The following is an 11,450-nucleotide window of genomic DNA, read 5'->3' as shown; positions in this document are numbered from 1 at the left end:
TGTCCCCATCGTCTAGAGGCCTAGGACACTGCCCTTTCACGGCGGCGACCGGGGTTCGAATCCCCGTGGGGACGCCATTTTGGGGGTATAGCTCAGCTGGGAGAGCGCTTGCATGGCATGCAAGAGGTCAGCGGTTCGATCCCGCTTATCTCCACCAAGTCAAAAAACCGACGTCATCGACGTCGGTTTTTTGCTTTTCGCCTTCCGCTTCTGCCCGCTCAGGCCGCCAACCGCTCACTCATCTGCAAGCTGTGTTCGATGTCGCCGATACCGGCCGCCTGTTCCAGTACGTGCCAGCCCTGCACCAGCGCATGAATGAAGCGCACGCCGGCTACCACGTAGGCCACGTCCTGGCGCTCTTCCTCCTCCAGCCGGTTGCCTTGCTTGCGCGCCACGGCACGGCGTTCCCTGACCGGAGCCGAGGCGCCTTCATCCTGCACCGGCGCCGGGGCGGCATCGGCAACCGCCTGCCGGCCACGGCTGTAGAGCCGGTAAGGCAGCGGCCATTCGTCCACCGCCGGAGCCATCCTCCCGGTCAGCTCCATCACCACCTGCCCCAGTTCCACCGTCAGCTGGTAGAGCGCCTGTACCAACGGCAGGCGATCGCGCACGGCCGACAGCAAAGCCTCTTCACGCAACAGCTCCACCCGGCGACGCAGAAACTTGAGCTTGCCGCGCGCCAGCGCGCGCGCCTCCTCGTCCTGCCCCTGGCGCGCCCGCTGCGCCAGCTCGTCCAGGTACTGTGCCCACTGCCGGTACTCCGCGACGGTCTGGCTGAACACTTCGGCGGGCAGCGCGGCGATGCCCGGCCCTTCAGGACGCGGCGGCAGGTAGACATCCTGCTCCCGCGCACCGTACGGCACATCGAAATGCACGCTCATTTTCGGGGTGACCCTCATGTCGCGCCCTCCCTTCCACATTATCGGTAGGACAGTCCCCACCCCGGCTTGTTCGCCGTCAGCCTCTCCCCCTTTCCCTTATGAACCATAGCCCACCGTGACGTCCCGGCCAAAAAAACAGGGCCGCGCCAAGATGGCGCGGCCCTGTTTTATTCGGCGGGGTCGCTCAGAGTCCGTGGAACAGATGCCCCAGCTTGGCGGCCTTGGTATCCAGATAACCGTCGTTGTGGGGGTTGCGGCCCACCATCAGCGGCACGCGCTCGACGATCTCGATGCCGGCATCGCGCAGCGTCTGCAGCTTGCGCGGGTTGTTGGTCATCAAGCGCACCCGGCCGATGCCCAGTTCGTCGAGCATGTCGCGGGCGATGCCGAAGTCGCGCATGTCGGCCGGGAAGCCCAGCTGTTCGTTGGCCTCGACGGTGTCTGCGCCACCATCCTGCAGGCGGTAGGCACGGATCTTGTTGATCAGGCCGATGCCGCGACCTTCCTGGCGCAGGTACAAGAGCGCGCCGCGGCCTTCGCGGGCGATGGCCTCGAGCGCCGCTTGCAGCTGGAAACCACAGTCGCAGCGCAGCGAGAACAGGCCGTCGCCGGTCAGACACTCGGAGTGCAGGCGCGCCAGCACCGGCTCACCGTCGGCGATGTCGCCCATGGTCAGCGCGACATGTTCACGGGTACCCGCCACTTCCTCGAAGCCGTGCATGGTGAACTCGCCCCACGGCGTGGGCAGACGACAACTCGCCACGTGGGCGACAGCCGCCAGCCGTGGCGGTGCGCTTGCTTCAATCGACATCATCACTCCACATCAAAAACCGGCCGCTTCGGCCAACGGCCCGCACGGCAGGTAAAACCTGCACGCCGAAACGGGCAGGTGGATCTTCTCCGGGATGATCGGATGCTACTCCGCCCATACGACAAGAGAAAGTAAAAGGTTTTAATCGATCCGATCAATTTTCTTCAACGAGCGGCAGCCCGGCCAGCGGGCTGGCCAGCACCAGCGCCAGCGCCGCGAGCCAAACCTGGCGCTCGGCGGTGAAGAAGCCGGCTTCGGCGGACTCGGCGTCGATGATGCCGAGCACCACGCCCTCCTCGTCCAGCACCGGCAGGCAGACCTCGCTTTTCACCTTGGGATCGCACTCGTAATAGCTGCCGCCCATGTCGCGCCAGACGGCGACGTCGTCGATCACCACGCCCCAGCCGGTCAGGCCGACCCGGCTGTTGTTGCTGCCGGCGGCAAAGCCTTCGGTCAGCGGGAATTCGGCCCGGCTGGGGGCGCCACGGTAGGCCAGCTTGACGAGGCGGGCCTGTTCCTTGCTGCCGATCGCGCGGTAGATGCCGAGCCAGTCGGCGCCGACACGGCTGTTGGTCGAATCGACCAGCGCATGTAGGTCGTTGAGCGCCCCGCGCGCTTCGGCGCTTTCACCACCGAACAGCGGCGACAGGTCGTAGGGCTCGGCGGCGAGTTCATCGACCAGCGAGCAGGCACCATCGTCGCTCAGCAGCGGCACCGGGTAGCGGAACAGGTCGGTGCGCGGCGCGGGCTTGTCGACGCTGAGCACGGCGCCCAGCGTCAAGGCGGCGATCTGGAGTTCCACCTTATCGAGCGGCAGCGATTGTTCCTTGAGATAGGCGGCCAGGCGGCGGGCAGGGATCATGGGTATTCCTTGAACGGCGCCGGCATCGTGGCCGGCGCCCAAAACGGCAAAAGCGGTAAACAGGAGCAACAGCCCCGGGCGTGACCCGGGGCGGCAACGGCTAGTGGCGGGATTCGCGCACGGCGGCCATCACGTCATACTCGAACAGGGCATTGACGTCCTCTTCATCGAAGACATAGTGCTGGTTGCAGAAGTCGCAGGCGATTTCGACGCTGCCTTGCTCCAGCACCACATCGGCTACTTCTTGCCCCCCCAGCATCTTGAGCATGCCGCCGACGCGCTCGCGGCTGCAGGTGCAGGCAAACGACACCGGTTCGGCGTCGAACACGCGCACGGCTTCCTGATGGTAGAGACGGAACAGGATGTCGTCGGCGGACAGGGCCAGCAGTTCGTCGTGCTGCAGGGTGTCGGCCAAGGTCAGCACGTGCGGCCAGCCTTCGGCATCGCCATGTCCCTCCGGCAAGCGCTGCAACAGCAGGCCGGCGGCGGTGGATTCGTTGGCGGCCAGGATCAGGCGGGTGTCGAGCTGCTCGGAGCGGCGCATGTAGTTCTCCAGCATCTGGCCGATGCTGTCGCCCTCCAGCGCCACGATGCCCTGCCAGGTCTGCGCCTTGTCGACGCGCGGCTCCAGCGTCATGACGAACTTGCCGCCCTCGCCCAGCAGCTCGGCGAGCGACAGGCGCTCGTCGAGCGCTTCGTCGAATTTGGCGGTGGCGCGCACGGTACGGTCGTTGTTGCACTCGACCACGGCCAGGCGCAACGGGCCGGCACCGTGGATCTGCAGGATCAGCGTGCCGTCGAACTTGAGGTTGGCGGCCAACAGCACCGCGGCCGCCATCATTTCGCCCAGCATGGCGCGCACCGGCAGCGGGTAGCGGCGCCGCGCCAGGACCTGTTGCCAGGCACCGTCGAGCCGCACCAGCGCGCCGCGCACCGGGGCGCCGTCGAACAGGAAGCGTTGCAGGGTGTCGTGTTGGGTCATGCTGTTCAGTCCTTGGCTGCCGGGGCAGCCGTATCAATCGTGTAAAGAGTCATCGGCAGCGAGGAGCTGACGTCGAACTCGCAGCCGGCCTGGATGCCGATGCGGGCGATTTCCTCGGCGCTCAGATCCTGCTCGTAGGCCACGTACATGGCACCCATGGCGAACTTGCGCCCCGAGCCGATGGCCCAGAAGCGCGAGAATTCGTACACCTCGCGCATCGGGTAGACGCCGAAAATGCCGTGCACGTTGGCCACCACCACCATCATCTGGCTCGACTCGTAGGGGTCGTCCTCTTCCTCTTCCGGGCGCAGGTAGAACTGCTCCTTGAGTTTAGGATGCAACTTGCGGAAGGTGTCGAACAGCCCCTGGCGCGAGCTGAAGTCCTTGTTATGGACGCCTTTGAGCACGCTCTGCAACACCAGGTCGTGCGCCGCCGAACCGGCGATCGCCAGGTAGCTGTCGCCCTGGCGGAAGATCTTGTTGTGATGCGGGTCGTAGCCGGCGAGCAGCTTCTGGTCGTCGCCGAAGGTGGTCTGACTGTCGGCCGCGATGGCAATCTGCGAGCCTTTTTTTACCACCACGATCGTCGTCATGTTCGCGTCTTTTCCGGAAAACAAGGCAGATGGGGATTTTCTCACAAAACGCAAGGCTGCCGCTCTGCCGTGATGGCGCTCGCCAGCCGAAAAACACGCGGGAACGGCGAGGCCAGGGTGGCATCGGCCGCGTCTGGCGCGGCGCGGAGTAACATGAAACAATGAATCCTGTTCGGCCGGACCGCCCCGCGCGGGTCGGGTCACGCGCCGTCCTCAACGCTCAACCGGATCGACCGCCATGTGCCAGCTCTTGGGCATGAACTGCAATACCCCCACCGACATCATCTTTTCCTTCGAAGGCTTCCACCGTCGCGGCGGCCTGACCGACCATCACGCCGACGGCTGGGGCATCGCCTTCTTCGAGGGCAAGGGCTGCCGCCTGTTCCTGGACGACAAGCCCTCGGTCGAATCGCCGGTGGCGGCGCTGGTGCGCCAGTACCCGATCAAGTCGGAAAACGTCATCGCCCACATCCGCAAGGCCACCCAGGGGGTGGTCAACCTGGCCAATACTCATCCCTTCATGCGCGAGATGTGGGGCCAGTACTGGATTTTCGCCCACAACGGCAACCTCGAGAACTTTGCGCCGCCGCCTGGCCGCTATTACAACGCGGTAGGCAGCACCGACTCGGAACACGCCTTCTGCTACATCCTGGAAGCCCTACGCCAGAAATGGTCGCAGCCGCCGGGCGTGGAGGAGTTGTTTGCGGAAGTCAGCAGGTTGGCCGAAGAGCTCCACGCCAAGGGGGTGTTCAACTTCATGCTGAGCAACGGCGAGCTGCTGTTCGCCCATTGCTCGACCAAGCTGCACTACATCGTGCGCCAGGCGCCGTTTCCCACCGCCCACCTGGTGGACGACGACGTGACGGTCGACTTCTCCACCGTCACCACCCCGCGCGACCGCGTGGCGGTCATTGCCACCGTGCCGCTGACCGACAACGAGCACTGGACCGCGCTGGTACCGGGCCAGCTGACGCTGTTCCGCGACGGCGCGCCGTTGCTGACGGCGACCGCCCCGCCGGCTGCCACGCGCTGAGGCGACGGCGGCGCCACGCCGCCAACACCGCAGGGCGGCAAGGCGTTATGCTATCGCTATAGCCCTACCCGAAGCATGGACAAACCGGGTGGCACGTTGGCCGAAGCCCGTGCCCGGATCGCGGAGCCCGCATGAGCCGTTTCGACTTCACCCATCCGCCGTTCGACTGCCTCAGCGCTGCCGAACGGGATACGCTGGAAGCCAGCGCCGACATCGTGTGCTACGGCGACGACGAACAGATCATGGCACCGGGACTGCCGGTCGACACCCTGTTCGTGGTGATCAAGGGCCTGGTGCGCGAGATGGCCGGGGACGAGGTGATCGCGGTCTACCGCGAGCGCGACGCCTTCGACGCCCGCGCCCTGGTGGCGGGGCACACCGCGCACCGTTTCGTGGTACACGAGGAAGCGCTGGTCTACGCCCTGCCGCGCGCCACGCTGTTGGCGCTGACCGAACAGAACGCGCGCTTCGGCGCGTTTTTCTACGCCAGCGTGTCGCAGAAGTTCGGTGCGCTGGCCGAACGCAGTGGCAACCGCGAATGGCAGACGCTGCTCACCGCACGGGTACGCGACGTCTACGCCAAGAAGCCGCTGTTCCTCGACGGCGAAGACAGCGTGCTGGACGCCGCGCGGCTGATGAAGCAGCACAAGGCCAAGTCGATCCTGGTGCGACATGGCCGGCGCGTTGGCATTTTCACCACCAGCGACTTTCGCGACCTGATCATCGACGGCACGCCGCCCGATACCTCGCTCGGCACGCTGTGCCGCTTCGACCTGATCTGCAGCGAGCTCGACGACTACCTGTTCAACGCCCTGCTCACCATGACGCAGCAGAACATCCAGCGCGTGGTGGTGACCGAGTCCGGCAACCCGGTCGGCATCCTGGAGCAGGTCGACCTGCTGTCCTACTTCTCCAACCACTCGCACCTGATCGCCCAGCGCCTGGAACAGGCCGACTCGCTCGACGAGCTGGCCGACATCGCGGCGCAGATCACGCGGCTGGTGGAAATCCTGACCGGGCACGGCGTCAAGGCCGTCCAGTTGGGGCGGCTGGTGCAGACGCTGAACGCCCGGCTGTTCGAACGCAGCTGGCAGCTGCTCGCGCCCGCCGAGCTGATTGCCAACAGCTGCCTGCTGGTGATGGGTTCGGAGGGGCGCGGCGAACAGATCCTCAAGACCGACCAGGACAACGCGCTGATCCTGCGCGACGGCTACACCAGCCCGGTGCTGGACAGCACCTGCCAGGCGTTCTCCGACGCTCTGTCCCGCTTCGGTTACCCGCCCTGCCCTGGGCGCATCATGGTCAACAATCCGGATTGGCGCCTGTCCGAGAGCGCCATGCGTGACCGCCTCTACCACTGGGTTTACCTGCCGGATCGCGACGCCCAGCTCAACCTGGCCATTTTCGTCGACGCCGAGGCCGTGGCCGGCGACGCGGCGCTGCTGGAGCGCAGCCAGGATTACCTGCAACAGCTGCTGCGCGACGACGACAGTTTCTATCACCGCTTCGCGCGCGCCATCGAGCAGTTCGACACCCCGCTCGGGTTGTTCGCGCAATTGCTGACCCGGCAGCAGGACGGCCAGGCCATGCTCGACCTGAAAAAGGGCGGCATCTTCCCGGTCGTGCACGGCGTGCGCGCGCTGGCCCTGCAGTACGGCCTGAAGGAACGCAACACCTTCGAGCGGCTGGCACTGCTCTCGGAAAGCGGCCGCCTCGACAAGGAGCTGGCCGGCGACGTGGCCGAGGCGCTGTCCTTCCTGTTGCAGCTGCGCCTGGGCCAGGGACTCGCAGCGTTGGCCGAAGGCCGGCCCAGCGGCAACCTGATCAGCCCGGCCCGCCTGTCGACAATGGAGCGCGATCTGCTGAAGGACGCGCTGGGCGTGGTCAAGCGCTTCAAGACCATGCTGCGCCACCACTTCCGGCTGGGCAGCCTGTGATGCTGATGCGCTGGCAGCGCCGGCTTGCCGCCCGGCAACTGAAAGACCCGGCCTACCGCCGACTGTTCGAGGAAACGTCGGACGACGTGATCAGCCTCGCCTGCAACACGACCAGCCTCGACGTCGCCGAGGCCGAGCTGCTCACGATCGGCGCGGTACGGCTGAGCGGCAACCGCATCGTGACGAGCGAGGCGCTCGACCTGCTGGTGAAACCCGGCCGACCGCTGACGCGGGAGGGCGTCGGCCTGCACGGCCTGCGCCCGCGCGATCTGTCCGACGGGCTGGACGCGGAGGCGGCGGTGCGCTGCTTGCTCGATTTCATCGGCGGGCGGCCGGTGCTGGGGTATTACCTCGAATTCGACATCGCCGTGCTCGACAAATACCTGCGCCCGCTGCTGGGCATCGGCCTGCCCAACCGCCAGATCGAGATTTCCGGACGTTACTACGACTACAAGCTCAGACAGCAGCCGAACAGCCGCGTCGACCTGCGCCTGGCCGCCCTGATCGACGACCTGGGCGTTCCCGCGCTGCCGCGCCACGACGCGCTCAACAAGGCCATCACCGCGGCCATGCTCTACCTCGCGCTCAAGCGTCGCGGCTTCGGTTGAGTCGGGGGCCGCCCGCACCGCATGACCCCATGCGGCGACGCGCTCGGCCCGGTAAATCGCCCCCCTGGTGTGGCGCCCCCACGGGCGCCCCCCCCCCCCCCCCCCCCCCCCCCGCCCCGGCCATTTGGCCAGCTTAAGATTGCCATCAGCTATCACCGTAAAATAGCTAGCCGGCACCATGCCGGCGACTGCGAACATGACCTCCTGTTTGTCTCGCACTGCCACCCAAGCCCTCCCCCCCTAGACCTTGGAATGATTTGGATGGAAAAGACAGACAACTGGCTGGCGCAGCGCTTGAGTGGCGCCACCTTCACCGCCCTGCTGCTGGGCGTCGTGCTGTGGCTCGGCTTCTCGATTGGACTCCGTCCGCTGACCTTGCCGGATGAGGGGCGCTACGTCGGCGTCGCCTGGGAAATGCTGCGTGCCCACAACCTGTCGGTGCCGCTGCTGGACGGACTGCCCTACTTTCACAAACCCCCGCTGTTCTACTGGCTGACCGCCTTCAGCCTGAAGCTGTTCGGGCTGCATGAATGGAGCGCACGGCTCGCGTCGGTCTCCGCCGCGGCCCTGGTGGTCCTCGCCCTGTGGCTGTTCGTGCGCCGCCACCGCGGCTCCAGCGTGGCCACGGCCACCGCGATCGTGCTGACGACCCAGCCTTTCTTCTTTGCCGGTGCCCAGTTCGCCAACCTCGACATGCTGGTGGCCAGCCTGATCGGGCTCACCATCCTTGCCGCCGCCGAAGCCGTGCTGCGCGCAGAACAGGGCCAGCCCTACCGGACCATGCTCGCCGCCGCCTACGCCACGGCGGCGCTGGGTGTGCTCGCCAAGGGCCTGATCGGCATGGTTCTTCCCGGCGCGGTGCTGCTGGGCTGGCTGCTGGCGCGCGGCCGCTTTGCCTCGGTACGCCACCTACTCTGGTTACCCGCGCTGCTGCTGTTCCTCGCCCTCGGCCTGCCCTGGTTCTGGTCGATGCAGCAGAAGTTCAGCGGGTTTTTCGACTACTTTATCGTTTACCACCATTTCAAACGCTTTGCCGAAAGCGGCTTCAACAACCCGAAGCCGCTCTGGTTCTACGTGCCGGTGGTGCTGCTGCTGTGCGCGCCGTGGTCGCCGTGGTGCTGGCGCGCCCTCAAGCGGAGCTACTGGAGCGGCCCGGTGCAGGGTGACTTGCGCCGCCTGATGGGGGTGTGGTTGCTGGTGATCCTGGTATTTTTCTCGCTGCCCAGCTCCAAGCTGGTCGGCTATATCTTTCCGCTGCTGCCGCCGTTTGCCTTCCTGATCGCCGAGCCGTTTACCGAGTGGATGCAGCAAGGCGATGGCAAGAAGGCCCGCCGTTCCTTCGTCGTCAGCACCGTGATCGCCATGATTGTGTGCGTCGGGGCCGTGGTCGCCGTGTCCCGCCACGAGGGCGGTTCGGCCAAGCCGCTGGCGGGCCGGATGGCCGCCGCCTTCCAACCGGCAGACGAGGTCGTGATGCTGGACAAATTCCAGTTCGACCTGGCGTTCTATCTGCCCATGCAGCGTCCCGCCGTGATCGTCAGCAATTGGACCGATCCGGAGCTTCCCCGGCACGACAACTGGCGCAAGGAACTGTTCGATGCCGGCCGATTCGCTCCGCTGGCCCAGCAGCAGGTGCTGCTGACCCCGGCACAATGGCGCGCCAGCCTGTGCCGGCCACGCCCCCACGCGGTCTGGGTGTGGGGCTCGCCCGCCGCCGCCGCGGCATTCCCGTTCCTGGCGGGCCAGCCGGCGTTCGCGCGCGACGGCGACATCACGGTGTGGTCTTTGCCGGCAGGCTTCGTCCCGCCCGCCCCGGCCTGCCAGGGATGATGCCTCCAAGGGCTACGCCGGTAGCAAGGAGAGGTGCGTGTGGCCAGGCATCCACGCACGGCAGCGCCCCACGCTCGGGGGCACCGGCGTAAAAAAAGACCGGGGATCGTCCGATCTCCCGGTCAAGCTCTCGTTTCTGTAATGCTGGTATCGGCGTGCTCAGTAAGCCTGCTCGCCGTGGCGGGTCTCCACATACTTTCCGGCGCACAGCGACAGCATCAGCAAGGCGACCCGTTCGTGCACGATGACCGTGTGCTGGTTGCCGGAAAACTGCATGAAGCGCCGCAGGTCGTCGCGGACTTTGCGCGAGCCGGTCATGTCGATGATGATGTCGACGCGGTTGCCCTGCTCGGCGATCTCGATGAAATTGCGAGTAACCGGCACCCCGTGCTGGCGCGCCAGATCGATGCCGGGCAGCTCCAGATTGAGGTCGGCCACGCCCACCACTTCGACAAAGGGCGCGCTCAGCAACTGCTGCAACAACGGCGTACCGGTTTCACCGGCGCCGATCACTCCTAGCGTGATTTTCTTCACTTGCCCCTCCGTGGTCATGCCCAAATCATGCATGGCCGCTACTGTAGCAACAATCCGCTTCCCTCTTTCTTGAGCCACATCAATCCCTGCCCACTCTGCGCTCGGGACGCCCCGCTTAGGTCAGCGCACGGTGTAGTGGCGGCCTTCCAGGCAAGCCCCCATGGCCCGCCGGTATTGATCACGCAGCGCGAACGCGTCGCGCGCAGCGACACCGCCCTCGGGCAAGGTCGGGTCGTAGCCGGTCTGGCCACGCGCCCAGCGGTGGCATTCGTAGCGGTCTCGCGCCTGCTGCTGTTCGTCCTGGCCGCGATTCGGATAGATGAACAGATCGGTGCTATCGCGTGCGGACGACGAGCCGGGCGAGCCCTGCCCGAGCGGCGGGTCCACCACGACGTAGCCATCGCTGCGCTGCACGTAGTACACGTCGTTGGCGAGGTAGTAGGTGACGCCACCGATCAGCAGCGTGGTGTAGAGCAGCGGCAGCACCGGCACCCACACGCCGCGCGGCGGCGACACGACCACGTAGCCGCGCCCGCGCGGGCGGTACCAGAAACCGTCGTAATAGTGATAGCGCACCCCGCCGTGCACGACGGCATGCCCGCCGCCCGGCAGCGAACCGACGAAGGCTCCCCGTGCCGGAAATGCCGGGCGGGCCACCGTCACCACCGCGCCTTCCCACTGCAAAGGAGCGGCCAGCGCGGGCGGGACGGCCAGCAGCAGGCCAAGCAGAAGGGAGGCCGGGACGGGGGCGAGATGGACGAATTTCATGATGGCGACTCCGCGATCAGTCGGGCGTTGTCCTAGCGCACGGTATAGCCACGCGCTTCCAGGCAGGCCGAGATGGCACGCCGATAGGCATCGGCCTGTTGCTCCAGCATGGCCTGCTGGCGTTGCTCCTGGGCGGCGTAGGCCTGTTCCATGCGCTGCGCCTGTTCCGCCCGTGCGGTGTCGGACATCGCGCCGGCCACGGCGCCGATCGTTGCCCCCACCAGCGCGCCCTCGGCGCCCCTATGCGGTCTGGCCACCGCGGCGCCCACCAAGGCGCCGGTCACCGCCAGCGCCGCGGTATCCTGGCCGGGAGCCCCGGCCGGCACCACCCGTACCGAAGGGGAACCCACCGCCTGCGGCAGGCTCGGATCGAAGCCGCTCTGCCGCACGGCCCACTGGTGGCATTCGTAGCGGTCGCGATCCTGCTGCCCTTCGCTCTGGCCAGCACGCGGATAGAACACCACCTCCCTTGGCGGCGGCGCGACCGCCTCGGGTGCGCTACGGGGCATGCTGTAGGGGCGCGCAGGCGCCACCACGCAGCCGGTCAGGCTCAATGCCAACAGCGTCGCCACGGCGCCGACCCGATACGGGACAACATTCGACATGGTGAA

Annotated in this window: 12 protein-coding genes and 2 tRNA genes; 6 read left to right on the top strand and 8 right to left on the bottom strand. The window is 66.5% G+C overall.

The window, feature by feature from the left end:
• The first annotated feature begins 1 nt into the window (after nucleotide 1).
• Nucleotides 2-77, top strand: a tRNA-Glu gene (locus AC3WG5_RS17000).
• A gap of 4 nt (nucleotides 78-81) precedes the next feature.
• Nucleotides 82-157 (top strand) — tRNA-Ala (locus AC3WG5_RS16995).
• 61 nt (nucleotides 158-218) lie between these two features.
• Here the strand turns inward: AC3WG5_RS16995 and AC3WG5_RS16990 are convergent.
• From AC3WG5_RS16990 to AC3WG5_RS16970, 5 genes are all read right to left on the bottom strand, one after another.
• Entirely contained in the window at nucleotides 219-899 is a 681-nt protein-coding gene (locus tag AC3WG5_RS16990; protein ID WP_492569761.1) for a hypothetical protein, read from the bottom strand.
• A gap of 166 nt (nucleotides 900-1,065) precedes the next feature.
• Nucleotides 1,066-1,692 carry a GTP cyclohydrolase II gene (gene ribA / locus AC3WG5_RS16985; RefSeq protein ID WP_051002169.1) on the bottom strand — a complete coding sequence of 209 codons (627 nt, stop codon included), beginning with the start codon at nucleotides 1,690-1,692 and terminating at the stop codon, nucleotides 1,066-1,068.
• A 154-nt stretch (nucleotides 1,693-1,846) separates the two neighbouring features.
• Nucleotides 1,847-2,554: a GAF domain-containing protein gene (locus AC3WG5_RS16980; RefSeq protein ID WP_492569760.1), complete on the bottom strand. Its 708-nt coding sequence runs from the start codon at nucleotides 2,552-2,554 to the stop codon at nucleotides 1,847-1,849.
• A gap of 100 nt (nucleotides 2,555-2,654) precedes the next feature.
• Nucleotides 2,655-3,536, bottom strand: a complete 882-nt coding sequence (gene hslO, locus AC3WG5_RS16975) for an Hsp33 family molecular chaperone HslO (protein WP_492569759.1) — start codon at nucleotides 3,534-3,536, stop codon at nucleotides 2,655-2,657.
• Between the two features lie 5 nt (nucleotides 3,537-3,541).
• A complete protein-coding gene (locus AC3WG5_RS16970; RefSeq protein ID WP_008955756.1) occupies nucleotides 3,542-4,129 on the bottom strand; it encodes an Ntn hydrolase family protein in 588 nt (195 codons plus the stop codon).
• Nucleotides 4,130-4,367: 238 nt separating this feature from the next.
• Between AC3WG5_RS16970 and AC3WG5_RS16965 the strand changes: the two genes are divergently transcribed.
• From AC3WG5_RS16965 to AC3WG5_RS16950, 4 genes are all read left to right on the top strand, one after another.
• Nucleotides 4,368-5,162: a class II glutamine amidotransferase gene (locus AC3WG5_RS16965; RefSeq protein WP_482580622.1), complete on the top strand. Its 795-nt coding sequence runs from the start codon at nucleotides 4,368-4,370 to the stop codon at nucleotides 5,160-5,162.
• 131 nt (nucleotides 5,163-5,293) lie between these two features.
• A complete protein-coding gene (locus tag AC3WG5_RS16960) occupies nucleotides 5,294-7,099 on the top strand; it encodes a putative nucleotidyltransferase substrate binding domain-containing protein (protein ID WP_492569758.1) in 1,806 nt (601 codons plus the stop codon).
• Nucleotides 7,099-7,707, top strand: coding sequence for a 3'-5' exonuclease (locus AC3WG5_RS16955; protein WP_492569757.1), 609 nt, complete (start codon nucleotides 7,099-7,101; stop codon nucleotides 7,705-7,707). The genes AC3WG5_RS16960 and AC3WG5_RS16955 overlap by 1 nt, the downstream gene beginning before the upstream one ends.
• Before the next feature lie 261 nt (nucleotides 7,708-7,968).
• Entirely contained in the window at nucleotides 7,969-9,537 is a 1,569-nt protein-coding gene (locus tag AC3WG5_RS16950; RefSeq protein WP_492569756.1) for an ArnT family glycosyltransferase, read from the top strand.
• Between the two features lie 159 nt (nucleotides 9,538-9,696).
• Here the strand turns inward: AC3WG5_RS16950 and AC3WG5_RS16945 are convergent, their stop codons facing one another.
• The 3 genes from AC3WG5_RS16945 to AC3WG5_RS16935 all read right to left on the bottom strand — a co-directional run bounded on the left by AC3WG5_RS16945 (nucleotide 9,697) and on the right by AC3WG5_RS16935 (nucleotide 11,444).
• Nucleotides 9,697-10,089 carry an oxidoreductase gene (locus AC3WG5_RS16945; protein ID WP_492569755.1) on the bottom strand — a complete coding sequence of 131 codons (393 nt, stop codon included), beginning with the start codon at nucleotides 10,087-10,089 and terminating at the stop codon, nucleotides 9,697-9,699.
• A gap of 102 nt (nucleotides 10,090-10,191) precedes the next feature.
• Nucleotides 10,192-10,839 carry a DUF6515 family protein gene (locus tag AC3WG5_RS16940; protein WP_492569753.1) on the bottom strand — a complete coding sequence of 216 codons (648 nt, stop codon included), beginning with the start codon at nucleotides 10,837-10,839 and terminating at the stop codon, nucleotides 10,192-10,194.
• A 32-nt stretch (nucleotides 10,840-10,871) separates the two neighbouring features.
• Nucleotides 10,872-11,444 carry a glycine zipper family protein gene (locus tag AC3WG5_RS16935; protein WP_492569751.1) on the bottom strand — a complete coding sequence of 191 codons (573 nt, stop codon included), beginning with the start codon at nucleotides 11,442-11,444 and terminating at the stop codon, nucleotides 10,872-10,874.
• Nucleotides 11,445-11,450: the final 6 nt, after the last annotated feature.

It is taken from the genome of Pseudogulbenkiania sp. FW507-F1 (assembly GCF_058781125.1).
The sequence above is the reverse complement of the archived record's forward strand: the minus strand, read 5'-3'. Positions and strand labels throughout refer to the sequence as shown.